22 protein-coding genes and 3 pseudogenes are annotated in these 24732 nt (G+C 56.2%); 8 read left to right on the top strand and 17 right to left on the bottom strand.

From position 1 onward, the window contains the following. Positions 1 to 592 precede the first annotated feature (592 nt). The 5 genes and pseudogenes from D3M70_RS23450 (at position 593) to D3M70_RS23475 (ending at position 5738) form a co-directional block, all read left to right on the top strand. A pseudogene (locus tag D3M70_RS23450) lies at positions 593 to 1573 on the top strand (integrase domain-containing protein). Between the two features lie 356 nt (positions 1574 to 1929). Continuing rightward, entirely contained in the window at positions 1930 to 2340 is a 411-nt protein-coding gene (locus tag D3M70_RS23460) for a hypothetical protein (protein WP_120127994.1), read from the top strand. Between the two features lie 75 nt (positions 2341 to 2415). Then, the gene (locus tag D3M70_RS23465; RefSeq protein ID WP_120127995.1) at positions 2416 to 2811 is read left to right on the top strand and encodes a restriction endonuclease; all 396 of its coding nucleotides are present in this window, start codon (positions 2416 to 2418) and stop codon (positions 2809 to 2811) included. After that, positions 2793 to 3479, top strand: a complete 687-nt coding sequence (locus D3M70_RS23470) for a hypothetical protein (RefSeq protein ID WP_133306510.1) — start codon at positions 2793 to 2795, stop codon at positions 3477 to 3479. Before D3M70_RS23465 ends, D3M70_RS23470 begins: the two co-directional genes overlap by 19 nt. A gap of 588 nt (positions 3480 to 4067) precedes the next feature. Then, positions 4068 to 5738: a P-loop ATPase, Sll1717 family gene (locus D3M70_RS23475; protein WP_133306511.1), complete on the top strand. Its 1671-nt coding sequence runs from the start codon at positions 4068 to 4070 to the stop codon at positions 5736 to 5738. 447 nt (positions 5739 to 6185) lie between these two features. On the opposite strand, the gene D3M70_RS23480 is transcribed toward D3M70_RS23475, so the two are convergent. Beyond that, positions 6186 to 6593, bottom strand: coding sequence for a helix-turn-helix domain-containing protein (locus D3M70_RS23480; RefSeq protein WP_120127998.1), 408 nt, complete (start codon positions 6591 to 6593; stop codon positions 6186 to 6188). A gap of 838 nt (positions 6594 to 7431) precedes the next feature. Here D3M70_RS23480 and D3M70_RS23485 point away from each other — a divergent pair. After that, positions 7432 to 7737 carry a DUF6124 family protein gene (locus tag D3M70_RS23485; protein WP_120127999.1) on the top strand — a complete coding sequence of 102 codons (306 nt, stop codon included), beginning with the start codon at positions 7432 to 7434 and terminating at the stop codon, positions 7735 to 7737. 142 nt (positions 7738 to 7879) lie between these two features. On the opposite strand, the gene D3M70_RS32070 is transcribed toward D3M70_RS23485, so the two are convergent. The 5 genes from D3M70_RS32070 to D3M70_RS23505 all read right to left on the bottom strand — a co-directional run bounded on the left by D3M70_RS32070 (position 7880) and on the right by D3M70_RS23505 (position 12997). Continuing rightward, a complete protein-coding gene (locus tag D3M70_RS32070) occupies positions 7880 to 8047 on the bottom strand; it encodes a hypothetical protein (protein WP_165869869.1) in 168 nt (55 codons plus the stop codon). 264 nt (positions 8048 to 8311) lie between these two features. Beyond that, positions 8312 to 9649, bottom strand: a complete 1338-nt coding sequence (locus D3M70_RS23490; protein ID WP_120128000.1) for an MFS transporter — start codon at positions 9647 to 9649, stop codon at positions 8312 to 8314. 202 nt (positions 9650 to 9851) lie between these two features. Then, complete coding sequence (locus D3M70_RS23495; RefSeq protein WP_120128001.1) at positions 9852 to 10790, bottom strand: hydroxymethylglutaryl-CoA lyase; 939 nt, start codon at positions 10788 to 10790, stop codon at positions 9852 to 9854. Continuing rightward, positions 10787 to 11980, bottom strand: a complete 1194-nt coding sequence (locus D3M70_RS23500; protein WP_120128002.1) for a CaiB/BaiF CoA-transferase family protein — start codon at positions 11978 to 11980, stop codon at positions 10787 to 10789. Before D3M70_RS23500 ends, D3M70_RS23495 begins: the two co-directional genes overlap by 4 nt. A 105-nt stretch (positions 11981 to 12085) precedes the next feature. Continuing rightward, positions 12086 to 12997: a LysR family transcriptional regulator gene (locus tag D3M70_RS23505; RefSeq protein ID WP_120128003.1), complete on the bottom strand. Its 912-nt coding sequence runs from the start codon at positions 12995 to 12997 to the stop codon at positions 12086 to 12088. A gap of 250 nt (positions 12998 to 13247) precedes the next feature. On the opposite strand from D3M70_RS23505, the gene D3M70_RS23510 reads away from it, so the two are divergent. Both D3M70_RS23510 and D3M70_RS23515 read left to right on the top strand, forming a co-directional pair. Continuing rightward, positions 13248 to 13568, top strand: a complete 321-nt coding sequence (locus D3M70_RS23510; RefSeq protein WP_074757986.1) for a hypothetical protein — start codon at positions 13248 to 13250, stop codon at positions 13566 to 13568. A 132-nt stretch (positions 13569 to 13700) separates the two neighbouring features. Beyond that, positions 13701 to 14450 carry an ABC transporter substrate-binding protein gene (locus tag D3M70_RS23515; RefSeq protein ID WP_120128004.1) on the top strand — a complete coding sequence of 250 codons (750 nt, stop codon included), beginning with the start codon at positions 13701 to 13703 and terminating at the stop codon, positions 14448 to 14450. 505 nt (positions 14451 to 14955) lie between these two features. Here the strand turns inward: D3M70_RS23515 and D3M70_RS23520 are convergent. From D3M70_RS23520 to D3M70_RS23565, 11 genes and pseudogenes are all read right to left on the bottom strand, one after another. Then, positions 14956 to 15915 (bottom strand): zinc-binding alcohol dehydrogenase family protein, encoded by a 960-nt coding sequence (locus tag D3M70_RS23520; protein WP_120128005.1) that lies wholly within the window; start codon positions 15913 to 15915, stop codon positions 14956 to 14958. Positions 15916 to 15954: 39 nt separating this feature from the next. After that, the gene (locus tag D3M70_RS23525) at positions 15955 to 16128 is read right to left on the bottom strand and encodes a DUF1427 family protein (RefSeq protein WP_120128006.1); all 174 of its coding nucleotides are present in this window, start codon (positions 16126 to 16128) and stop codon (positions 15955 to 15957) included. Between the two features lie 244 nt (positions 16129 to 16372). Next, a complete protein-coding gene (locus D3M70_RS23530; protein ID WP_120128007.1) occupies positions 16373 to 17149 on the bottom strand; it encodes a helix-turn-helix transcriptional regulator in 777 nt (258 codons plus the stop codon). Between the two features lie 69 nt (positions 17150 to 17218). After that, on the bottom strand, positions 17219 to 17671 hold the full coding sequence (locus D3M70_RS23535) for a hypothetical protein (protein ID WP_120128008.1): 453 nt from the start codon (positions 17669 to 17671) through the stop codon (positions 17219 to 17221). After that, entirely contained in the window at positions 17668 to 18255 is a 588-nt protein-coding gene (locus D3M70_RS23540; protein ID WP_120128009.1) for a Panacea domain-containing protein, read from the bottom strand. Before D3M70_RS23540 ends, D3M70_RS23535 begins: the two co-directional genes overlap by 4 nt. A 201-nt stretch (positions 18256 to 18456) precedes the next feature. Continuing rightward, the coding region (locus D3M70_RS33615) for an OprD family outer membrane porin (RefSeq protein ID WP_256659959.1) at positions 18457 to 19111 on the bottom strand (655 nt) is incomplete at its 5' end. 1 nt (position 19112) lies between these two features. Continuing rightward, positions 19113 to 19614, bottom strand: a pseudogene (locus tag D3M70_RS33620) (OprD family outer membrane porin); the annotation flags it as partial. Between the two features lie 252 nt (positions 19615 to 19866). Continuing rightward, positions 19867 to 20058 carry a hypothetical protein gene (locus D3M70_RS23550; RefSeq protein ID WP_305955106.1) on the bottom strand — a complete coding sequence of 64 codons (192 nt, stop codon included), beginning with the start codon at positions 20056 to 20058 and terminating at the stop codon, positions 19867 to 19869. 199 nt (positions 20059 to 20257) lie between these two features. Next, on the bottom strand, positions 20258 to 21364 hold the full coding sequence (aguA, locus tag D3M70_RS23555; RefSeq protein ID WP_120128012.1) for an agmatine deiminase: 1107 nt from the start codon (positions 21362 to 21364) through the stop codon (positions 20258 to 20260). Positions 21365 to 21369: 5 nt separating this feature from the next. Further along, positions 21370 to 21453, bottom strand: a pseudogene (locus tag D3M70_RS33625) (hypothetical protein); the annotation flags it as partial. Between the two features lie 199 nt (positions 21454 to 21652). Then, entirely contained in the window at positions 21653 to 24571 is a 2919-nt protein-coding gene (locus D3M70_RS23565) for an aminotransferase (RefSeq protein WP_120128013.1), read from the bottom strand. Between the last annotated feature and the right edge of the window lie 161 nt (positions 24572 to 24732).

A 24732-nucleotide genomic window follows, 5' to 3' on the forward strand; every position in this document is an offset into this window, starting at 1 on the left:
AAATTCGTTTAATAAACTCTCAAACCTGGCCCCCCTCTGGCGCCTTCCTCCTAAACGCTGTCGTCAGAATTGCCCAAGCCGCACAGTAGTCGTGCAATAGCCAGTCGGTTGGCTGATCCTCGCGCCCCCCTTCACCCGCCTCTTTCATCCGAAACAGACGGGCGCTCCTACCGCTGCTGCAGCCCAACTCGTACGAGGCTTTGCGGCATTCCCCCTTGTGACAATCGGCGTGACAAACACCGAAGTCACCCGCAACAGCGATGCAGATGATGGCGCCGCAGACCAGGGAATGGACTGCACCTGACTGACAGTCAGGCATGCCCCGGTCATCGCATTGCTGCCTTCACCCGACTCAGGATCTCGCGGCACTGGTCTCGTCAGCCAATGCAGCCTCCACCCGCCCACCGGTAACGGTGCTCAGGAGGCCAGATCATGAGATGCCCTTGCTCCCGGTCGTAAAGAGCCGTCAGTCCAGCGTTAGTGGACAACCCTCACAGGTCGCAGGGGCCTTGATCCCTGATAACACTCAGCATTCTTGGCGGGATGACGTGGGGAAGGTTTTAAAAGTCTTAGCTTCGAGAGGAGTTCGATCATGGCACTGGTGGGCAAACGAGGTGGCCGCAATTTTGGCTATGGCCGACAACTGAGCTATGCCGGGCCGCAGGCATTGCGCGATCTATTTGGCGGCGGGCATTACGGCACGGTCAAAGCACACAGTGATCGCGGGCAGGCGTTTGTACGCTGGTGGCGGTCGGAGGAAGGGCCGGGGTTTAACGATGCGCGGCAGATTAATTGGCAGACCTTGCTGGACTACACCGGACATCTGCGCCAACAAGTTGAACAAGGTGAGCTGGCCATCGCCACTGCGCAAAACCGGTTGTCCAGTGTGAATCGGACCATGGCCGCACTTCGCGGTGATCAGTATGTGAAAGTGCCGAGCCCGAGTAAGGCGCTGGGAATGCTGCGCACCAGTGTTCGTCGTTCAGTGCCGCAAGGTCAGGACCGCGAACAGGTGAAGCGGATCGTAGAGGTGCTTTGTGAAAACCAGCAGCCGCGCGCCGCAGCCATCGCTCAGTTAGCGCGAGCCACCGGTATGCGCTTGCGCGAGGCGATTTTGGCCGACCTTCCCCGTCTAAAACGTGAAGCCATGCAATTCGGAAAGATCAACATCTAGGACGGCACCAAAGGGGGCCGCTCAGGTGCCTCAGCGCCTCGTTGGATTACGGTAGATGATCATATTCGTGACGCACTGAGGTTTGCCGAATATGTCTCGCCCAACGGTGGCCGCAACCTGCTGGCACCGAACGAACGCTACCTCGATTTCTTGCAGGGAATCGTCTGCCCCGTACGGGACATCCTCCATAAGCACGACCTCAAAGGCTTCCACGAATTGCGGGCAGCCTATGCTTGCGAACGCTATGAGCAAATCACCCACCATCCCGCCCCCATCAACGGGGGCCATTGCTATCAACTCGACCGACGCCTAGATCAGGATGCCCGAGTACAAATCAGCTATGAGCTGGGGCATAACCGTATCGTCGTGGTGTCGGCTTACATTGGTCGTAGAGCATGAGCAAGCCATTCGATATGGAGCTGTTCCTGGGGGGCGTTCTAACTGGGTCGCACGCCACTCGCCAACGTCACCTTCGCCAAGCGAAAGCCATTCAAACGGCGATCGCTAATCGCTGGCAACGGGACAATCCATGGACCTCTCGCTTAGGTAATCTTGGCAGTTCAAGCAATAGACGAAGGAGCAACCGACCAAAATTGAACGCTCAAGAATCCTCTCAGATAATTGCTTCTACGGCAGTTCCCTTCATTGCCCTTCCTTATCGCCCTGCGTTACCCTCAGACTTTGCTACTCATCCAAAGCATAGGGATCGCTGTCATGGTCTATAACCTTGAGGTTAGAGGTACAGGGAGGTCGAGGTGAGTGGGATTGTCTCTAGAATCAACCAAGGCAGGTATGATTCAGAAAAGAGTCTGGTGAACTTACGCGTTAACGCTATAAAAAAGAATCGGATTGACGTCATCGATGCGGCAAATCAGCGATTAAGAAAGCACCATCCAAAAATCTACGAGCGCCTCGTTGGACCACTCCACGAGCGCAAAAGAGACAAAAAATTCAGCTGTTATTGCAACTACCCCAAAAGCCTTTTTGCGATTTATCAGGACATAGTAAACAATAGAGTTCACTATCATTCTTTGATGTGTGATGCCTGCTGGCAGGACGACATCTCAAAAACTTGGGGCTACTACGGCTGGGCAAGCAAACTTATACCACAACAAACATGGCATGCTCTGTGCAAGGAGCGTGCTAACGACAAGTTTGTTGATTAGTTATCCTTCACCGAAGAATAGAAAACCTTCTAATAAGTTTTTGTGATCACGCAGGCATGGTAGAAAAGGTAGAGAATGAATATAAGAACTGCATCTGGATCGGGATCTAGCACGAGACGGGGATATGCCTTAGAAGACCTGTGTCGCGATATTTTGAAAGCCAACCACTGGCAGATTGATCCTCTGGATTCAATTCCGGATTATGGCATAGATATAACCGCTACGGAGCGGACTACCAGAGATCGTGTAGCGTTTGAAGTTAAATATACACGCAACTCCACCTTTCCTACATCGGCACTAATAATATCAGCTGAACGGCTTATAGAAATGGTGAGTGCGGCGGGAGTAGACAAGGCTGTACTCATAGTAGCCGCTGATATCCGTCCCGAAATAAAAAATCGAATTCAAGACAAATATAATTTACAAATCCTCAACTTAAACGACCTAATCTCTTGGCAAGCATTGACCTAGAGCTTATGGACAGATTAGTACAACTATGCGAAGTTGATCTATCAGAGAGGCAATTTGACAGCAATGCAAACTCCATTATCAACCCTAAACATATTAGAGTAAAACCTAACACAACCTCAGCGAATGAGAATGAAAGAATCGGTCGGGGATTAATTGAAAAACTACAATCCATCCCGCTTGGCAGGGATGGCTGTTATGAATTCGAGGATATCGCAAGTGAAATCGTAAAATATTTGTTTGACGAAAATCTTACTGGCTGGCATCAGCAAAAAAGAACAACCGATGATTTACACCGCTACGACTTAATTTGCCGCGTAATCGACAACTCAACCATTTGGAAATTCATTTCGCAGAATCTTGACTCAAGATATGTATTGTTTGAGTTCAAGAACTACAAAGAGCAGATAGGCCAATCTCAAATTTATTCAACAGAGAAGTACCTTTACGAGAAAGCCAAACGTAAAGTTTGCTTTCTTATCTCTAGAACTGGAGCATCAGACAACGCCCTCGCTGCTTGCCAAGGCGCAATGAGAGAACACGGAAAACTAATACTTTGCCTTGATGATAAGGGATTGACTGAAATGATTAGTTGCAAAGTCTCAGGCGATGACCCGAACGAACTATTATTTGAGAAAGTAGATAAATTCCTAATGGAGCTCCCAAGGTGAACACATCACATGGCGTGTCATTCAGACGGACGCCACTAGCATGAGTCGCATTCCTGACGCTTCAGCGAACGTCTACTACGGGATCAGGTTGTGCAAAAATATTTAAGAGTAAGTTTGAAAGTAAAACCCGGAACGAAAATTGCGCTCCCCCGTAAATCTTAGGCCTGCTGACTAGCCAAACACCGACAGATTTTACGTAGCAACGCGAACTTCAAAACGGAGCATGTGTTTTCAAACGGCCTGGGTCGTTGGCGCCCTGTCACGAATGAAAGGAGACGACCTGAAGCGAACATTCAAAATGCAACGACATACCTAGGTTCAGACGCATGCATCTGCCTACTTGAAGAAGTCTGGATCCTCTTCTGGGTAGATCCAGCAACGGCGCACATGTAGCGATGCAAGCTCAACTACGTGTCGATTGAATCCGCCCTCAAGGGCTTTGCTTTATATGGAGGTCAAGGATTTTCTCTGCGTTCAGCAAAAATAAATTCGTGCCCTTTCTGCTATTGCTCACTATAGAATGGCATCTGGCCAGTACAAAAAATTAGTTTTCTTTAACAAAAATATCGTAATGCAAGGATTTAGGAATTGACTCCAGGAAAAGCCAAAGCAACACTTCCAGACCCATTTCCAATCGAAAAACTCCGTGAGTTAGACTTTGGTAGTAATGATGGGCATCGGGATGACCTCGCACAAGATATGTTCATCGTAACTTCAGCTGTTAAGAAGTTCTTTCTAAACAAACACTCTGTTATCGTTGGCGCCATAGGCACTGGGAAAAGTACACTTTTCAGACTATTGAAGAATCGTCACAAAGAAATTGATGCATTTAAAAATGACCTAATAATACCACTTGAAGAAGCGCTATCATTTTCCGAGCTGTCCGACTTCACCAAAGAATATTACATTGGAAAAGACGAGAGAACACTTTACCAGTTGCTCTGGAAGTTTAATATATTATCTAAGACTGCGATTGCAATATCGGGAATGCCAAATTTCCCTGAAAGCAAATCTGAGCAAACCATCAACAACTTCCTAAAAGAGTCATTAAGCACAGATGCTTATAGCAGCATCATCAGCAAAGTCAAGGACCTCATCTCGAATGCCAACATTAAATTTGAGGCTAATATTGCTGACCATCCGATTACGCTTGAGGCGGGCATCAAAAAATCAAGCACCAATAAAAAGAAAATCAATTTAGAGGAAGTACAGAGAGCTATTTCATCCGCAGTCAAAGAGCGAGGCTATGACAAAGCCACGATAATTATCGACAAAATCGACAGATTTGTTGCTGGAATTGAATACGCCATACAGAGAAACTTTCTTACTGCACTTCTCGAAGTAGACGATGACATGGCTTCTGACAGCCACTTAAACCTTAAAATTTTTATCCGTTACGACCTTTTTGAAAGATTGAATTTTTCAAACCTTGGCTATGACAAGGTCGTTGACAATGCGGTAATACTTCGATGGAGCAAAGACGAAACTTTACGTTTTCTTGCGACTAGAATTTGTATGGCTTTACACAACGCTCAAATAGCAAATTTCCACAACATGATTTTAGCTACCGACTTGAGCGAGTACGGACTATCTTTCAGGGAACGTTTCTTACTTAATCCAAAGATACCTAAAATACTAAAAAAAGTAGTTAGCAAGAAACAAAAGGTTGAGCGTGATCAAAACCTATTTGGGAAGTTCGATAAGTCTTTTATAACCAAGGTCTTCCCAAGAAAAGCCATTCATTACTGCGCAAGTAGTCAGCAGACAGAAGAGATTGGAATATTTGAATTTCTTGGCGGTCATTTTATTGATGGCAACTCGGTTTGCACTCCCAGGTACATGCTTATATTTTTGAAAGAGGTTGTAAACAACGTAGCCTCTTATTACGAAGAAAACCCAGACCAAATATCCGAACTAGTACTAGTTGACAAAGACTACGAATGGGATCTTTTCAAAAAGAAATGCGTATACACAGCATATATTGATGCCAAAGATATATACGTCAAAAACGTCGGCACAGTAGACGAGAAGTGGGCCAAGCAATTTAGTAACTTCACATCAAAGAAAGGCAATAAAACAAAATTTGATTTCAAATGGATCAGAGCAAATTTATCAGATGTTTCCGAACAAGACTCGGTAGATTTTTTATCTTTCTTACAAGTGATAGGATATTTGAAAATCTCCGAGCATCACTCAGACATAAAAAAGCGGGGTTACGAGCTTCCTATTTTATATAAAACTGCTCCAAATCATAACTAACCAACGCACAACCTATGGTTATGAAGGAATAGAACTTCATAACTCATAAAATAAGTGACGATTACTGTGCGTTGGGGGAGGAACTGCAGGTCCAGGCCGACTCCTGCCTGTCAACTATGATGCTGGCTACGTCCATCCTCACAAGGATTACAAATGCGTAAATCCCAGATTCGATTCCACTGAAGACCATAACTAGCTGATTTATTTATAGTTACTAATTGGGGTACGCCAAATTTTCCAGTGAACTCCAGACGCCCGGAAAACCTAGTCTCGCCGAAACATACCGTTCGTCTGGTGCCGGCACTATAGATTTAGCGAAAAAACCTCACCGAAAGGTGGGCCTTTTTTGTTTGTGCTTCTCAAGACATCTACTCGACGTCTTGCGATGAACCTATCGCCTCATCAATCGACTCGGCTCCGCTCCCAACAGGTCAATCCTTAGTCCCCCTAGACACTGTCACTCCGTTCGACTTTGGGCTTACCGGCTCCAGTAATCTGACCCGCGTGTTTACGACGGGGATTCGCACCACGCCCGGTTTTTTTGCTTGCAGGTTTTGCCAGCCCGACCGTCGGGCTGGGGGTATTTTTGGCTGCTGAAGTCAGCCCCATGCGCATTCCGAACTTCCTCAGGATGGCATCAATGGTGTTGAGGGTCGGATTACCTTTGTCCTTCTCTATCTGGTACAGCGCCCTGGTCGACATTTTGCACATGCCAGCGAAGGTCTCTTGGTCGAATCCGGTGACTTCGAGCCTCAGCCTGCGAATAGCGGTGCCAAGGGTTTCGTTCCCCAGTTGGAACTGCAGCATGATGTCGTTAAGGAGCGCTCTGCGCTGCTCGTGGGAATCTGCGTTCATCGATAGCCTCACTCGGCGAGTCTCTTGTCCAGGTTGTTAACTGGGATGGCTGAGCCTGTCTCACTTCCTTGGGCATGTTCGCCAGCAAATCTGGCTAGACTCTGAACAATTCGGCAGCGCCAAGCAACCGCTGAAAAGAGCACGCCGAGGTTGATTAGGGAGTGGTTGCAGTCGCAGGTCGCTTGTCATTCCGGATTGCCCTCGTGCTCGATTTCCCACTTGGCAATGCGACTTCCGTACCGAGAACTATTTGTGCAAGATCTTGGAGTGGCGTCAGCACGAATCGACTGACGTACCTCAAAATGGCCGCCCTGCGTCCGTGATTATTCGGGATCCTAGGATGCGATTGGCACCGTCCACTCGCGCTTTCGGCACTTTAATTCTGGTTAAAGCCGTGAAACCGAGTTAGTCAGCACTTTAATGCTGACTTGCCAAGTCTGCCGCGCTTGAACCTGGCTGGCCCATCGAAGCAGGCTACAGGCTCTTAAACGTGAAGATTTCTAGACACATTTCCCCACACACCCAACAAGATCCTGTAGGACGCTTCTGAATTTAATCGCTATCCTCCCCGGCGCGTTGCGGCTCTCTGGATCACGGCATACCCTCCTCCCGTCGTTGGGTTCAGCGACCGGTTTTGACAGACCGAATCCACTAAGAAGCAACACTCGCTACTAGACCCTGCGCGTCACTGATGCGCGGTTGCGTTATGGCGGCTGTATGTGGGGCACACTTGTGTGCGCCAGGTTTCTTGGTGACTGGTCTGTCAACCCGCCTACAGCCGCCACCCACTTCGTTTGACAGCGAAGGGTGTTGGCTCAGCTCACCAAGGAATGTAGCCATGATCAGATCCACACCACACCCACCCAACCCCCCCGTCACCCAATCCATCCCTTTCGGCGCCAACTGCGGCAACCAAAGCCTGTTCACCGTACAGTCCGGCATCAAAGTCGAAGACGCTCTCGTCCTGGTCTCTGAATACCTGTCGTGCGCAGCAGCCACGGCTTATGAATCCGCTGACAACACTTCTTCAGAGTTCCGGCCATTGGCGAGGTCGGTGGTGCATCAAATCGAAGCGGCGCGAGCTTTGGTGGAGGCTTCGATTGCGGGGTTGGGGGATGCTTCGGGAGAGGTGCGGAGCGCGTAGCACGATGGTGCGTAGCTGGCAGGTTTGCTGGCGGCGGTTTTGAGTACGCCACCGCCAGCAAGCCTGCTGCTGCGGGATTACATCAGCAACACCACGGCGATGCCGCAAGCACCCGCGCGGAGATTGTGTCGTCCCCCTCGGCTCAATCCTTCCTGCGCAGACGGCGCAAGCGCATGTTATCTACCGCAAGGATCGCAAGCGCCATCGCCGTAAACACGGCAAACGCGTCACGCCCAAGGAAATGCCAGAAGCCCCAGGCTGCTGATGCCACAGCTACGCCGGTGAGTAAAAGCAGTATCGAATCTTTCATGCTCTTTAAGGCTCGATGGAGTTGAGGTCTTTGCAGAAAGCGTCAGGGCTAGAGTCTTGCGCTTCAGGAAGCGTGAGAATGAAGGAGATATCACCTTGGAAATGTCCATGGAGGCTCGGAGTCGAGTAGGGCGTTTCCGAAGTCTCAACCAGTTGTTTCCTACATCGATTTACGAAGCCTTGCGCTCGCTAGGATTTGCCGGCGGCGGTTTTGAGTACGCCACCGCCGGCAAGCCGAGCTGCTAAGGGGGATTGAGTAAATCCCTTAGCCTTCGCTCTTATCCAACGTCCTCAACTTCTGCGGCAAACCCCACATCAGCAACCCCGCTGCAATCACGCTGGTCACGCCAATCACGTACAGCGCGGGTGTGGTGCTGCCGGTGATGTCTTTGATGTGGCCGACCATCACGGGGCTGACGATGCCGCCGAACTGGCCGAGGGTGTTGATGAGGGCGATGCCGCCTGCGGCTCCTGCGCCAGCGCCGGCAAGGAGTTTGGGTGGCAGGGTCCAGAACGCCGGGATCGAGGCGACGATGCCCCCGCCGAGCATGGCCAGGGAAATGATGAGCATGCTGGTGTGCTGCGCGAAGATGCCAGCGCTGAAGAAGCCGATGGCGCCGAGTACAACGAGGCCGCAGACAAATTTGCGACGTTCGCCGCTGGCGTCGGAGAGACGGCCGACGACGACCATGCTGATGGCGCCGCAGATGTACGGGATGGCGGTGAGCAGGCCGATGATGACCGGGCTTTCGACGCCTGCGCTGCGAATCAGTTGTGGCGCCCAGAAGTTGAGGCCGTAGGACGCGACCTGGATCAGGAAGTAGATCAGGCCGAGCATCAGGAAGCCTGGCATTTTCAGGGCAGTGAGCAGCGAGCCGCCGTGTTTGTTGGGCTCGTGCTGGGCGATGCGGCTTGAGAGGTAGGTCTTCTCGTCATCGGTCAGCCAGTGGGCATCGGCGACGCGATCTTTGAGCAGTTTCAGGACGGCGAAACCCAACGCGATGCACGGCAGGCCGCCGAGCAGGAACAGCCAGTGCCAGCCGCGCATTTGCATCACGCCGTCCATGCCGCCGAGTACGAGGCCGGAGATGGGCGCGCCCAGCAGACCGGCAAATGCCGAGGCCAGGAACAGGGTGGAAGTGATGCGGCCGCGGTAGGTTTGCGGGAACCAGAGCGTCAGATAGAACAGCACGCCCGGTGCGAAGCCGGCTTCCATGGCGCCGATGATGAAGCGCAGCACGTAGAACTGCCATTCGGCGTTGACGAAAACCATCAGAGCGGTGGCGATGCCCCAGGAAATCATGATGCGGGCGATCCAGCGACGTGCGCCGACCTTGTACAGCATGATGTTGCTCGGCACTTCGAACAGTACGTAACCGATGACGAACAGGCTCGCGCCGAGGCCGTACGCGGTGTCGCTCAGGCTCAGGTCGGTTTGCAGCTGGAACTTGGCGAAGCTGATGTTGATGCGGTCGAAGAAGGCGAACAGGTAGCAGACCATGATCAGCGGCATCAGGCGCCAGGCGACTTTGCGGATCAGCGCTTTTTCGGCGCTTACAACCTCGGCGAGGCTGCTGTTCGGGGTCAGAACAGAGATTGTCATTGCGGTCACTCCAGTGGGACTTCCCAGAGGGAGCCCTATTGTTTTTGTTGTCTGGACGAATGCCCGAAGTGGAGCGTTCGTACGGGGTCAAAAGGTCTTGCGATGTAGCAGTCCGGCTTGCCGGCGGTGGCGATCTCAAGTGCGCCACCGCCAGCAAGCCGTGCTGCTACAGATATTTTCCAGGCAGACGCATGGTGCACATTCAGGTCGGCAAGTTCTCCGGCGCGGGGTGCAGGTCGCAGTTGCGTCCGGCCTTGGCGACTTGGCCCGGCATTTCATGGCCGAGCAAGGCAGGCAGACGACGGGACATGGTCAGCAGATGCGGCAGGTCGATCCCGGTGTCGATGCCCATTTCTTCGCACATGTTCACCAGGTCTTCGGTGCAGATATTTCCGGATGCCCCCGGCGCGAACGGGCATCCGCCAAGGCCGCCGAGCGAGGCATCGAAGCGCCGCGCGCCGGCTTCGTAAGCCGCCAGCACGTTGCTCAGGCCAAGACCTCGGGTGTTGTGGAAATGCAGGGTCAGGGCCGATGCGGGAATGCGGGTCAGCACGCGTTGCACCAGCCGATGCACCTGACGCGGGTTGGCCATGCCGGTGGTGTCGGCCAGGGAGATGCCTTGCATGCCCAGTTCCAGATACGCGTCGACGATCTGCAGCACGCGGTCTTCATCGATCTTGCCTTCGAACGGGCAGCCAAACGTGGTGGCGATGGAACCGTTGAGGCTGACCCCGCTGCCAGACGCGAATGACACTACATCTGCGAAAGCGCTGAGGGATTGCTCGCAGCGCATGCGCATGTTCGCAAGGTTGTGGGTCTGGCTGGCGGACATCACCAGATTCAGCTCGTCGGCACCGGCGTCAATCGCGCGCTGCGCGCCCTTGAGGTTGGGGATCAGCGCTACGTAGATCACGCCCGGATGACGCTGAATGCCGCGAAACACTTCATCGCCATCACGCAGCGCCGGAATGGCCTTGGGAGAGACAAAAGAACCGGCTTCGATGCGGCTGAAACCGGCGAGAGAAAGCTGGTCAATCAGCGCGATCTTGTCGGCGGTTTCAACCCAGGTCGGTTCGATCTGCAGGCCGTCGCGCGGCGAGACTTCCTGAACAATCAGGCGCTCGGAAAAATCGGTAATCATTGCACCACCCCATCGGTTTTGAGTTGGGCGATATCGGCGGCGGTCAGGCCCAGATCGCCGAGCACGCTGTCGGTGTGCTGACCCAGCGCCGGGCCTTGCCAGTTGATCGAACCCGGTGTTTCGGAAAGCTTGGGCACGATGCCTGGCATCTTCACGTTCGTACCGCCAGGCAGTTGCGCGTCGAGGATCATCTCGCGGGCCTGATAGTGCGGATCGGCGACGATGTCGGCGACGTTATAGATGCGGCCCGCTGGGACTTCAGCCTGTTCCAGCGCTTGCAGAACGTCATCGATTGGCAAGCTGGACGACCAGGCGCTGATCGCGGCGTCGAGCATTTCGCTCTGGGCGGCGCGGCCGTCGTTCTGCGCAAATTCAGGCGCTTCGCCCAGATCCGGGCGGCCGATGGTCTGCATCAGACGCTTGAAGATCGGGTCGCTGTTGCCCGCGATCACGACGTACGCGCCATCGGCGGTCGGGTAGGTGTTGGACGGCGCGATACCCGGCAAGGCGCCACCGCTGCGCTCGCGAACATGGCCGAGCATGTCGTATTCGGGGACAAGGCTTTCCATGAGGTTGAACACGCTTTCGACCAGCGAGACGTCGACGATCTGGCCATCTCCCTGCCCGGTCTTGACGCGGAGCAAGGACATCAATGCGCCCATCACGGCGTGCATCGAAGCCAGTGAATCACCGAGGCTGACGCCCACGCGAGCTGGCGGTGAGCCGGGAGTGCCGGTGGTGTAGCGGATGCCGCCCATGGCCTCGCCAATGGCGCCAAAACCGGGACGGTCGCGATAAGGCCCGGACTGGCCGTAGCCGGAAATGCGCACCAGCGTGAGTTTGGGGTTCAGCGCATGCAGGACGTCCCAGCCAAGGCCAAGCTTTTCCAGCGCACCGGGGCGCAGGTTTTCGATCAGCACGTCAGCGCTTTCGGCCAGACGTTTGACGATCTCGATGCCTTCGGGGGATTTTAGGTTCAGCGAGAGGGACTTCTTGTTGCGCGACTGCAAGTACCACCACAGCGAGGTGCCTTCGTGCAGCTTTCGCCATTTACGAAGAGGATCGCCCTGCCCCATCGATTCGATCTTGATCACCTCGGCGCCGAACTCGCCCATCAGGCGTGCGGCGAAGGGCGCTGCGATCAGTGTGCCGATTTCAATAACGCGCACGCCGTTCAGGGGGCCTGTCATAGCGGATACCTCAAGTGTTTCTTGGAATTTGTATCCAAGACTAGAGGACCGGCATTCAGCAAATCCAACCGTTTGTTGGCAACGGTCGTTCGCGAAACGCGAACGCTATTGAAGATGGCTGCGCAGATGGTCGAACAGCAGCAGGCTGACGGGCGACAGCGTTTCCTTGTCCCGCACTACGACAATCAACGTGCGCTGCGCCCACGAATTGCTCAGGGAAACCGCCGTGAGGCCCAGCGGCGTACCCAACAGTTCAAACGCCTTGCGCGGTAGAACGCCGATGCCCATGTTGGCCTGCACCATCCTGCACATGGCGTCGAAGCCCGGCACATGGATACGCACGCGCAGCGGTATGCCATGGGATCGTGCGGCAGTGTGGGTGCGCATGTTGATGGAACTGGCAGCATGCAGACCGATATGGTCGCTGCCCAGAGTCTCTTCGAAAGCGACCTGTTTGAGGTCCGCCAGGGGATGATCGGGGCGCATCACCACGACCAGTTCGTCATGCCGATACGGCACGCTGAACAGCCCTTGAACATCGGTGTCTTCGGAGCAGATGCCAATGTCTGCGACGCCGTCGATCAGCCCTTGCACCACGCCATTGCTGGGCCGCTCCTCAAGGTCGACCTTGACGCGCTCATGGCTGGCGGTGAAATCGTGAAGGTCTTCCGGCAGAAACTGGATGATGGCCGAAAGATTGGCCAGCATGCGGACATAGCCGCGCATGCCTTGCAGATGCTCGTCGAGCTCCAGACCCATTTTTTCCAGATCGAACAGCATGCGTCGCGCATGATGCAGCAAGGTTTCGCCCGCCGCCGTGAGGACCATGCCCTTGGCATTGCGCACGAACAGGCCGATGCCCAGCACTTCCTCAAGCTCCATCAGCCGCTTGCTCGCCGCCGACGTGGCAATGGCTTCCCGTGCTGCCGCGCGGGTCAGGGTGCCTTCTTCATACACCGCGACGAACAGTTTCAGGGTGATCAGATCAAGGCGACGAATGAGGTTTTTATGCAGCATGGCGAGGTTCTCAGCGACTGAGCGAGGGCAAGAATATACGCAAACCCGCGATTGAACGTTTGTCGGCACATCTGTCCAACGCCCGTTCAGCCCGCAATACCGGCTCATGGCAGCGGCCGAATGCATTGATACAGCAGGCCCCCTCCCCGATGACGCCGCCTTCGAGTAACGTATAGGCATGTCCGACGGGCCATCGCCTCCTCTTTCAGGTGACAGAGACCCGCAACCGAACACGATAGAAGGCCCCACCGTGCACAATGTCCGATTGATCAAATACGTCTGGACTCATCAGACCCCAGAGATTTCCTCCGAATGGTCGAAGCTTCTGTATGAAGTCGAGCTACCGTTCGTCCCTTTTCATGGATTGAACATTCAACTGCCTGATCAGCGCGCATGGCGCATCCGCGACGTTGAGTGGAATGTGGAGGAGCAGACCTTTCGCTGCCACATAGAGGATCAGTTCATGAATCTGCTGGATGTCGACGACTCCTATGAAGACTGGATCGACATGCTGCTCGAATGCGGCTGGGAATTGAGCGGGCGTTATACCAACGAACACAACAAGACCTGATTCTCTCCAGCCTGCTCAGGTTGAGATGCTGTACTTTCGTCAGCAATATCGTGAACGGCTGCCAGACTGATTCATGAGCCAGGCAAGAGGCCTGCCCCGACGGGCCCTGTATTTACCTTGAGCGTTGCTGCCATGAAATGGATTTCCTGCTGTACCCGTTACGCGATCGGCGCGGCTCTGGCGTGGTCGTCGAGCGTGTTTGCGTCCCCCACCATCGATTTCTATTTCCCTGAGGCCCCGCCGCTGACGATGGGCACTCAGGGCGAGCGGCACGGTATTGCGGGGGACATCACGCTCAAGGCCATGGCGATGGCCGGGTATTCCGCCAATTTCCTCTCGCCGCCCTGGCCGAGGGCGCAACGTGACGTTGCCAATGGCAAGGACTTGCTGATCGCGCCGCTGTCCCGTACGCAGAGTCGTGAAAACAACTTCACCTGGATCGCTCCATTGCTGACGATGGATCGCACGTTTTTCAGCCTGGATCGGCGGGTTGAGAGCTTCGAGGAGGCGAGAAAGGCCTTCAAGTTGATTGCGGTCGGCATCGGCTCAGCGCAGGAAATGCGCCTTCGCGAGGAAGGCTTCCCGGCTTCACAGATCTATCCGCTGAAAATCGGCGACAACCCCGCACAAATGCTGCTCAAGGGCCGAGTGGATGCCTGGTTCAATGGCGTGCCGGAGAGTCGCTATATCTGGAAACAACTCAGCGACAGACCGCTGGTGATGAGCCGCGTGCTGATGACGGCCGATATCTACCTGGCGTGCTCCCGGGATTGCGATCCACAGATGGTGGAGCGGTTGAAAAAGGCAGTGGAAACTCTACAGGCCAATGGCACTGCGAATAAGATCGAAGCCGAATATTTGAAGGGACCGCCGGGGTCTTGAGTTACATCGAGCTTCGTTCCCACGCTCCGCGTGGTGACGCTGCGATTGACGCTCGGCGTCAATGGGGACGCGGAGCGTCCTGCAAGGCATTCCCACGCTGGAGCGTGGGAACGATCATGAAAAGCCCGAACCACACCGCAATCCCGCTTCTGCCCGGAGGGCGTGGGAGCCACCGGGGTGGCGCTCCACCTTGTCGGCGATCTGCCGGGCACCGGCAGTAAGATCAGCCAGCTCGGTGTATCAGGCACACCGCATGCACAGGTTTTGCTGCCGCTGCGCGCCAGATCGCCGACAAGGTGGAGCGCCACCCCGGCGGCCTCCCACGCCCTCCGGGCAGAAGCCGTTTGGCGTGTCCTGCAATACCGCAGTTTTGTGGCTTACCGGGCTTCTGAATTGAGCCCGAACATCGTAGGAGCGCGCTTGCACGCGATTGCGGTGGGTCAGTCGACGTCTATGTGACCGACCTTACGCATTCGCCATTGAGCTAGCTCCCACAGGTTACCCATCAGGGCAAAAAGATGATCTTCTCCACACCACCCTGATTCACTTCAGCGTAGCGCGCCGGGCCGTCGTTCAGCGAAGACTCGATCAGCCCAGTCGGCAGTGGCACTTTCCCTTCATCGAACAACTTCCCGAATTGCTCCAGCATTCGCGCGCAGGCTTCAACGCCATACAGCAGCGAGTTGATGCCCACCACTGAGCCTCCCTTGCGGTACAACGCCAGCGCTGGCAGTTGCACATGACCGTCGACGGGGGCGGCGATGATGGCGATGCGACCGAATGGCGCCAGCGCCTGAACCGAAGCGGGAAGCCAGAAGCCTGTGGTGTCGAAGATGACATCCGCGCCGCCGCTGAATACTGCGTTGACTTGAGCGGCGAGGTGTTCCGGCTTGTCGAGCAGAATGGCGTCGAAACCGCGCTCCTGCAGGGCCTCAAGTTGCTCAGGGCGACGCACGGCAGCCAGTACCTGCGCGCCTCGAACCTTGGCAAGGTTGATCGCGGCATTGCCGACAGCACCATTGGCACCAATGACTAGCAGACGCGAGTTTGCATCGACCAGGCTGCGCTCCAGTGCATCCCATGCGGTGGTGTAAGGCACACCGAGACTGGCGGCCTGTACGAAACTCAGAGATTCGGGCTTGAGCGCGATACCCTTGGCCGACAGCGTGATGTAACCGGCATGGGAGCCATTGCGCGTAAACCCGATCTGATTGCCGGTGCCCCAGACTTCCTGGCCGATGAGTTCCTGCGGGCCTTCAACGACCACACCTGCGAAATCCCGCCCCGGCACTCGTGGCACTGTGGTGTAGGGGAAGCGCCCGAGTACGTTCTTCACATCGCTGGGGTTCAGACCCGCAGCCTTGATCTGTACCAACACCTCGCCTTCTGCGGGTACCGGGGTCGCAAGCTCAACGACTTCCAGTGCAGCCAGGTCGCCGGTTCGAGAAAATTGCAGTGCTTTCATGGGGTTCAACTTCCAGAGTTGTAAACGGAATTGGCTCGATCAGGACATCAGGTTGGCGAACAGCTGTCGGCCCATTGGCCATAGCTGTTCGCCGGCCTGCATGCCGAGCAGACCTACCAGCGCGATCAGTGGCGGCGCTGGCGAGCGGAAGTCCAAAGCGCCGTAAAGCAGACCAACGGCGATACCGATTGCGAGTGAGAGGATGTAGCTCATGATGAACTCCGGTGCATTGCGTCGTGCGGCGCGATGGCGGCACGGCGATGTTTAGCGATGTACGGAGTGTAGGGACGGGCCAGAAAAGCTACCGGCCAAGTACTTCTGATTTTCGGACAGTCACAACTTTGCTGACACCGCCAATATGCCGATCAACGCCGCTGTAGCAGCACGGCTTGCCGGCGGTGACATTCTAGAGATCGCTTCCGCCGGCAAGCCGGACTGCTACAGATCAGCGACGGTCTCAGCCAGCTTGCTCGCCAAGCGGATATTGCGAGGGCGCCATGCCCAGCTCGCGGCGGAACATGTCGCTGAAACTGCTGGGGGAATACCCCATCGACCGGGCAATCACGCTGACCGGAACTCCCTGAATGATTTCAGCCACCGCCGTCGCCAATTGCACTTGCCGCCGCCACTCGGCGAACCCCATGCCCAGCACGGCCTGAAACAGACGGGAGAGCGTTCGCACACTGGCCCCGGCATTTTCCGCGTGCTGCTCGAAAGGCACGTCGATGGAGGGCTCGATCATCACCGCCTGACAAACGTTCATCAGGCGACGATCACTGTCATCGGGCATCGGCACCTTGAGCAGCGAACGCTTGGCTTTCTTGAGTTCGAGCAAGGCAAGGCTGACCAGGGCACTGTAGTAGTCCGAGTCCTTATCCTGTTCGGCTACCAGATTGATGATCAATTCGCGCAACAGCCGCGCGACTTCAAAGACCTGAACCGTGCCTTCCAGTGTCTGCGCCAGCGCCGGGCGAAGGTAGATGTTGCGCATCTCCAGATCCGACACCACACGGATGCCATGAGGCACACCGGGCGGCAGCCACAGCGCACGCTGGGGCGGGACCACCAACGCCTCGTTCGGCGTCTCGACCCACATCACACCCGACATCGCATACAACACCTGCCCCCAGTCATGCTCATGGGGCTCGATGTACAAACCACGCGGGTACGTCCGTGACAACGGCTGCACCGGGACGGCGATATCGGAGAGGTCAGGTGGAGCGGCGAGGGCCATGAGGTGTGATCGATGAGGGTTAATGCGGCAATGTTAACCATGACGCCAAAGGTGCGCCAGAAACGTTATTCATGCACAGTTTAATAACGCCGCCGTGTCGCCGACCCAACGAGATTGTCGGCGCGTTATATCAGGTGACTGCAGCACACATCTGAGTACGGCACAAAATAGCGAGGCAGAAAGACTCTGGTTCATCAGGCGTTTGCGACCGCTTTTCACATGAATAGCCAGATCGTCGCAATCCAACGTTTCGACACTGCTGAACTCGACCCAGCTTTGCAGCGGCAGATTGTCACCCGGAATACCGACGTAGTAACCCGCACGTGGTGGCCCGAGAAAGCACGCAGGGTTCTCGACAAGTCCATGGGACTTGGAAGTGAAGACAGCCGTCACCAAATCGCTCGATCCAGAATCAACGGCCAGTACCAGCACGAACTTGCGTTTGCACTCACCGGTCACGTTATCGAAGTAATAACAGTCATCACGCCAAATCTGCCCTTCGACAGCCGTCACCTTGCTCATCCGGCACCCGCGTTGATTCGCGCAGCTTCCAGAGCCGATTGATACATCGCCTGCTGAGACGCCACTTTCAGAAAACCTTCGCGATCCAGCGCATCGTCAGTAATCGACAGAGCGTAAGGGATAACTTCATGACTGCCGCGCCCGTCCTGCCAGACCTTGTCCCACGCACCATTCTGCTCGTGGGTAACATCGATCATGCGTGGTGAATAAGTGGTTTTATAGCGATCAGCCAACGCTTGCATGATCGAAAGCTGTCGTTGCGAAAAGTCATCGGAATCGAATTCAACTCCAGGGAGGACCTCGACCTGCATCCGATCAAAGTCAAGGACACGCCGGGGAACAATCCGTACGGCCTGCGCAAGGTCCGGCCCCAAGTCTTCCCACTCTTCCATAAGATCCACCGGCACGGGGCCGAATTTCCAGGCTTGATACTCAAAGCCCGTAACACTCTTGCCGGTCTGTTTGAAATGTTCGAAATCAAGCAGATAAAGCAGCTTGAACAGCTTTATCTTTCCGCAACAATCAGTGTTCTCCGCGAAGAAGACGATGGCATTAATCAGGCGGTTGCGAGTGGCTTTGGACATGGGCGTTGGTTTCGGTCCCGGAAAATCTGGAGCATAGACGCTGAGAGCGCATTGTACTCCCATCAAAAGCCGTAGCAGGCAATAGCCCAATACCACCTATGAAGAAAATTTCCGCGGATCTGGTCCCACTTCAAAACCAGAACGCCCCGGTCTCTCGACCGGGGCGTTCTTTTGCAGCGTCAGCTCAACAGCCGTTCAACATCAGAAAACGTTGATCGGGTAGTCGATGAAGATACGGGTTTCGTTACCGCCGACGTTGTAGTTATCCACATCGTTGGAAACGCGCAGCCAGGAGTTGCGCAGACGCAGGGACAGGTCTTTCGCCGGGCCGCTCTGGACGACGTAGCTCAGTTGGCTGAACAGCTCGCGCTCTTCGCCACGGCCACGGTCGGAACCGTCGTCGATGTTGTCGCCGCGCACATAAGCCACTTTGTAGCTCAGGCCGGGAGTGACGACGGTGGCCAGGTTCACACCGTAGCCCACTTGCCAGGACCGCTCGTCCTTGCCGTTGAAGTCGGACCAGTAGGAGTTGGCCAGGTAGATGGTGTTACCGCCATCGCTGAAACCACCGTTATTGCGATAGCCGCCGTAGTTGTAGCCGGTTTCGCCGGTGCTGCGCTGGTGCGCAATGGTGAAGGAGTGGATGCCAACGGCCCAAGTGGCGGCCAGGCTCCAGATCTTGTTATCGCGGGCGTCGTCGACAGCGACTTCTTTGTCCAGCTTGGTCTTGTAGCCGTTGAAGTCGAACGTCAGCGACTGATCTTGCGGCAGGGCCCAGACGTAGTTCAGGTTCACGTACTGCTTTTTCAGCGTGTCTTCGTCGTCGGAGGCGTAGAACGCGCCGCTCAGAGCGTCGNCCTTGATCTCTTCGGATGTGATCATGGTGCCGGTGTAGCTCTCAGGCAGCAGGCGCGAGTTGTCGTAACTCAGCACCGGCAGCTCCGGCATCATGGCGCCGTATTTGAGCACAGTGTTGGAGATGCGGAATTTGACCGCGCCGCCGAAACGCTGCAGATCGTCGGCCGCGTTACCGCTGTCGCCCTGCTTGAAGAAGTCGATACCACCTGCGCCGCTTTTGCCTTTACCACCGTCCAGACGAACAGCGTACAGACCGAAGGCATCGACACCGACGCCGACCGTGCCCTGAGTGAAACCGGACGAATAGTTGGCCATGAACGCCTGGCCCCACTCGGCGCGGTCTTCAGGTCCGTTCTTGTAGTCGCGGCTGATGTAGGCGTTGCGCAGATTGACCTTCAGGCTGCTGTCTTCGACGAAGCCTTTGGAGTCTGCCTGGCCGTCCGCCATGGCGTGAGTGGCGGCGATGATGCCCAGAGTGAGCAGGCCGATACGCTGTTTCATCTTGTTGTCCTTGTGAGCAGATTAATCGCGCGCTGTGGCAAATACCCGGACAGGTAATTGCGTCTCCCAAGACTGTAAACAATCGTGGAAGCCCGCACGAAATCATCGCAGTGGACTACTGATGCACGTACATGGCGCTTGGCCACAGGCGGTGGACCGCGAATGCTATCCCCGGCATACAAGCGTGTCAATTTGATGAAAGGCAAACCGACGAGTGTGCACGCCTCTCCAGACCCTGGAGAGGCAAACGCATCAACTGTGCAGAATGCCCAGCAGCGCTTCCATTTCAGCGTCGTTGATCAGGCCGCACGGATACCGCTGCTTCAGCATGGCGCGATAGTCCGGAACCTGATTGTGATCTTGTAACCGTGGAGCCTGGGTTATCCGTAACCAGTCCGCCATCATCTGCCGTGCTTCATTGCTCGCAGACAAACCTCGAGTCACTCGTGACTCATGACCTGCGTTCATAGGGATAACCTCGTGTGCCTTGGACTGCGAAAACTACTCAGCTTTTGTTACAAACGAACGAATGGGACAACCGTTTAACAAATCTGAACGTCTTGCGCGGGATCAGCGCTAAAACGCCGCCCACAAAAAAGCCCATCGTCCGATGGGCTTCCAAGACAGCAAGAAGCGAACCAACTCAGCGACGGTGAGGCGCCGGTTGTTGCTGGGTCAGGCAGTGAATATTGCCCCCGCCCAGCAGTAGCTCACGGCCTGGCACCATGACCACCTCATGCTCGGGGAACAGTTGCTGCAGAATTTTGCGCGCGGTTTCGTCCAGCGGATCCTCGAAACTCGGTGCGATGATGCCGCCGTTCACGATAAGGAAATTCACATAGGAGCCGGCAAGACGCACCGAAGGGTTGCGTTCCTGACTGCCATGCACCTGATCAACGCCGGCGCATTCCTCTTCGGTGGCGAACAAAGGGCCCGGAATCGGCATTTTGTGAACGATGAATGAACGGCCTTTTGCATCCTTCGCGTTTTCCAGCACACCCATCGCCGCCTGGCAGCGAGGGTAGTTCGGGTCTTTCGGATCATCGGTCCAGGCCAGCAACACCTCGCCCGGGCGCACGTAGCAGCAGAAGTTATCCACATGGCCGTCGGTTTCGTCGTTGTACAGGCCGTCCGGCAACCAGATGATTTTTTCCACAGAGAGGTGATCGCGCAGCACCCCTTCGATCTCTTCGCGAGACAGGTGCGGGTTGCGGTTGCGGTTGAGCAGGCATTCTTCGGTGGTAATCAGCGTGCCTTCGCCGTCGACATGGATCGAGCCGCCCTCCAGCACGAAGTCTTCGGTGACATAGCGCGGGCAACGTTCGATTTCCAATACCTTGCTCGCCAACGCTGCGTCCAGGTTCCACGGTGAGTACAGACCGCCGTCAAACCCGCCCCAGGCGTTGAAGCCCCAATCCACGCCGCGCACTTCGCCGTCATCGTTGATGACGAAGGTCGGGCCGGTGTCGCGCACCCATGCGTCATCGTTGCTGATTTCCACGACCCGAATGTTCGGCACATCCAGACGTGCGCGAGCGTTGTCGTATTGCGCCGCCGATACGGCGACCGTCACCGGTTCGAACCGGGCGATGGCCTTGGCGACAGCGACATGCGCGGTCTGCACCGGCTTGCCGCCCAGACGCCAATTGTCCGGGCGCTCTGGCCAGACCATCCAGGTCTGGGTCTGCGGAGCCCATTCGGCGGGCATGTAGAAACCATCGGCGCGGGGGGTGCTGTTAAGTGTGGTCATGTGAATCAGGACTCCAGTGAACCGTCCAGGGTTTGCAAGGCACCATACAGGTTGGGACGACGGTCACGGAAGAAGCCCCAGGCGCTGCGAATGTATTGCGGTCAATCTCGCCACCTTTATATCCGATAAAAATCGGTCTTAAAAGGCTATTAACATCTGAGACAGGGCAGCTAGCCAAAAATAACCGATATTCATCCAGTGTGATCGGGTGTGCTGGCGATAGCGGTCTCGAGAAAGCCATCGCTGGCAAGCCGGGCGAATACAGGGCATCTGCCTGGCACACATCCGTTAATCCTCCAGCTCGCTCAATACCTTCGACACGTTATCCACGAAGAAATCGACGCTGCGCCGGGTGGTGACCATCGGCGGTTTGATCTTCAGGATGTTCAGGTAGTCACCCGTCGGTTGCATGAAGATACCCAGCTCGCGCAAACGGTCGCACAGGTACGTGGTCTCTTCGGTGGCAGGCTCGAGGGTCTGGCGATCACGTACCAGTTCCAGCCCCAGATAAAACCCCGAGCCGTGGGCCGCGCCTGCCAATGGGTGTTTATCGATCAGCGCCAGCAATCGCTCCTTGAAATAACCACCGACCCGTTGGGCGTTTTCCCAAAGCTGCTCTTCTTTCATGACATCAAGCACCGCCATGCCGATCCGGCAACTCACCGGACTGCCCCCCGAAGAGGAAAAGAAATACCCCTCGGCCTCCAGCGCTTCGGCGATCTCCCGGCGAGTAATCACCGCGCCCAGCGGATGACCATTGCCCATGCCTTTGGCCATGGTGATGATGTCCGGCACCACGCCCTGCTCTTCGAAGCCCCAGAAATACTGCCCCAGCCGACCGTATCCGACCTGGACTTCGTCGGCGATGCAGACGCCGCCTTGTGCGCGGACTTTCTGGTAGACCTGTTGCAGGTAACCCGGCGGCAGTGAAATTCCGCCGGCGTTGCCATACACCGGCTCGCAGATGAAGCCGGCCAACTGGCGGCCCTGTTCGGCAAGTCGGGCGAGATGGGCATCAACGCTCTTCAGATAAAACGGCGTGCTGTCGGCACCGCGGGCCTCGCCACGGTAGGTATTGGGGGCCACCACCGGATGCACCCAGTCCGGGCGCGTGCTGAGCGCTTGCGGGTTGTCGGCGATGGACGTGGAGATGGCGTCTGTCGCAACCGACCAACCGTGATACGCCTCGAGCACGCTCAGGACATCACGCCCGCCGCTGTAGGCCCACGCCAGCCGAATCGCCAGATCATTGGCCTCGGTGCCGCTGTTGACCAGAAACACTCGATCCATCCCTTCCGGCGCAAGCTCGAGCAGCCGCTCGGAGAATTCGGCGATGGCCGCGTAGTGAAAGCGCGAATTGGTATTGAGCAGCGACCACTGTTTTGCAGCGACCTGGGCCATGCGCGGATGTCCGTGACCGAGCACTGCGACGTTGTTGAGCATGTCCAGATACGAACGGCCCTGCATGTCGATCAGGTGGTTGCGCCATCCGCGTTCGATCTGCGGCGGCGCCTGGTAGTAATGCTTTTGCGAACGGGCAAAACTCGCGTCGCGACGGGCCAGTAATTCGGCGGCGTCGGCCAGTGTCGGCGCGTCACAATCGAAGCCCAGCATCCCCTTGGGCGAAGGGCACAACGCTCGCCATGCAGCGGCCCTGGAAGGGGTCGAGAACAAGGGAGGGCTGACATCCGGCTCGGAACACAGCTGCACGATCAGTGAACCGCCGCCCTGCCCGATCACGTCGCTGGCGCCGAACTCAACACCGGAGTCGAAATCCGAGCGCACACCCCACAAGCGCAGATTCGCATCGGTCCCGACCAGCATCAATGCACCGTCGGCGGTGTGCCGCAACGTACCGTTAAAGGGCGCGTGAACTGCAGTGCCGTGTGGGATCAGCAATTCCACATGCAGGGCAAAGGTCTCCGGCTCTTGATGGCTGTCCGGCAGCGTTCTCGACAAACGATATTCGCCATAGCGGCTGGTAGCCAGACCATGGGCGTATGCGGCCTCTTTGAGCAATTGCTCGTCGAAGCCGCTTTGCTCCCAATTGCCCGCCTCGAAATGCTCACTGAGCACTCCAAGATCCACCGCCGTGAAGCGCTGCCCACTCAACGTCGGCAGCAAGGGCGAAAACGCTTCTGCGCGGTCGCTCTCGTCGAGCAGCCCCACGCAATCGAGAATCGCCGCCTCCATCAAGGCCATGGGAATGGCAGTCGCGACGTCGAAGATGTTCCATTCGCTGCCCAGATTGGCCTGGATGTAAGCGTTATCGGGCTCGATGCTGGCCTGCTGTTCGCTGCTGAGCACCAGCACCGCCGCGCGCGCGACGATCAACGGCCACAGCGCCTGCAACTCTTCACGCTGCAAGGGGTTGATCGCGTGATAGGCCGCGATGGCGGGCAGGATGAACAGCGGGTCCCCGTCGGCGTGATGCAGCAGTGCAGCGCAAGTGACCGAGAGGTCGGCGATACGCCAGGTACGCACCAGATCACCAAAGTCGATCAGCCCCTGCAATTGCCACATGCGGTGCGAGTCGCGATCCCAGACCACGTTGTATTCAGTGATGTCCATATGGATCGCCTGAACCGGCAACTGAGCGATCAGCGGCAACAGTCTGGCATGCGCTTGCAGCGCTGCCTCTTCGATACACGCCCGTTCCTCGGCGTTCTCGATGACCGGCAACAGGTGTTTGATCAGCGCACTGGCGTGGCGCGGGTCCCACTGCAGAATGCGCTCCAGTCCAGGGTGCTCGAAGCCCGCCAACGCGATATCCACCTGGGCGCAAAGCTCGGCCAGTCCGGTCATGACCTGGCGGCTCAAATGCGCCACGTGCGCCAGCGACCGGCCGTCGATGAACTCAAGCAGTCGCACATGCACCGGATGACCGTCTACCGCCAGCGTCAACAGATCATTCCCGTCTACGGCGGCAATGACCGCCGGTACACGCACATCGGACTGACGGCTCAGATGGCGCAGGGCCTCGTGCTGAGCCGCCAGTTCGAGGGTCGAGTAGTCGCCGTGGCAGATTTTCAGTACGAAGCGTCGCCCGTCGCCGCTGTCCAGCAGAAAGTTACGATCCTGATGGCTACCCAGCTCTTTCAAGGGGCCTGACAGGCCGTAGTGCACCGACAGCCACGCAGCCGCCTGATCGGGGGTGACTTCCGGGCACGGGAGACTGGATCGGCGAATCAGGGTGGCGAGCGGCATGTGAAAGGTCCCAAGGGTTGGATGGACAGGCAATATCGCCAAGTGCGCAATGGATAAGCAACCCCGTCGGGGTTAGCGAAGAGAAATCTTTTCAACCACCGCTAGATAGCGTGGTCGTTAAGGCGATGAAACAGTCACGGCGGTTTTATGACGCTATCGAA

This window comes from Pseudomonas sp. LS-2, from assembly GCF_003605735.1.
Lineage (GTDB): Bacteria > Pseudomonadota > Gammaproteobacteria > Pseudomonadales > Pseudomonadaceae > Aquipseudomonas.

Excerpts from the sequence above, each read along its gene's own strand:
- D3M70_RS23465 (WP_120127995.1), top strand. The coding sequence starts at position 2,416 with ATGAATATAAGAACTGCATCTGGATCGGGATCTAGCACGAGACGGGGA.
- D3M70_RS23480 (WP_120127998.1), bottom strand. The coding sequence starts at position 6,593 with ATGAACGCAGATTCCCACGAGCAGCGCAGAGCGCTCCTTAACGACATC.
- D3M70_RS23485 (WP_120127999.1), top strand. The coding sequence starts at position 7,432 with ATGATCAGATCCACACCACACCCACCCAACCCCCCCGTCACCCAATCC.
- D3M70_RS32070 (WP_165869869.1), bottom strand. The coding sequence starts at position 8,047 with ATGAAAGATTCGATACTGCTTTTACTCACCGGCGTAGCTGTGGCATCA.
- D3M70_RS23490 (WP_120128000.1), bottom strand. The coding sequence starts at position 9,649 with ATGACAATCTCTGTTCTGACCCCGAACAGCAGCCTCGCCGAGGTTGTA.
- D3M70_RS23495 (WP_120128001.1), bottom strand. The coding sequence starts at position 10,790 with ATGATTACCGATTTTTCCGAGCGCCTGATTGTTCAGGAAGTCTCGCCG.
- D3M70_RS23500 (WP_120128002.1), bottom strand. The coding sequence starts at position 11,980 with ATGACAGGCCCCCTGAACGGCGTGCGCGTTATTGAAATCGGCACACTG.
- D3M70_RS23505 (WP_120128003.1), bottom strand. The coding sequence starts at position 12,997 with ATGCTGCATAAAAACCTCATTCGTCGCCTTGATCTGATCACCCTGAAA.
- D3M70_RS23515 (WP_120128004.1), top strand. The coding sequence starts at position 13,701 with ATGAAATGGATTTCCTGCTGTACCCGTTACGCGATCGGCGCGGCTCTG.
- D3M70_RS23520 (WP_120128005.1), bottom strand. The coding sequence starts at position 15,915 with ATGAAAGCACTGCAATTTTCTCGAACCGGCGACCTGGCTGCACTGGAA.
- D3M70_RS23525 (WP_120128006.1), bottom strand. The coding sequence starts at position 16,128 with ATGAGCTACATCCTCTCACTCGCAATCGGTATCGCCGTTGGTCTGCTT.
- D3M70_RS23530 (WP_120128007.1), bottom strand. The coding sequence starts at position 17,149 with ATGGCCCTCGCCGCTCCACCTGACCTCTCCGATATCGCCGTCCCGGTG.
- D3M70_RS23535 (WP_120128008.1), bottom strand. The coding sequence starts at position 17,671 with ATGAGCAAGGTGACGGCTGTCGAAGGGCAGATTTGGCGTGATGACTGT.
- D3M70_RS23540 (WP_120128009.1), bottom strand. The coding sequence starts at position 18,255 with ATGTCCAAAGCCACTCGCAACCGCCTGATTAATGCCATCGTCTTCTTC.
- aguA (WP_120128012.1), bottom strand. The coding sequence starts at position 21,364 with ATGACCACACTTAACAGCACCCCCCGCGCCGATGGTTTCTACATGCCC.
- D3M70_RS23565 (WP_120128013.1), bottom strand. The coding sequence starts at position 24,571 with ATGCCGCTCGCCACCCTGATTCGCCGATCCAGTCTCCCGTGCCCGGAA.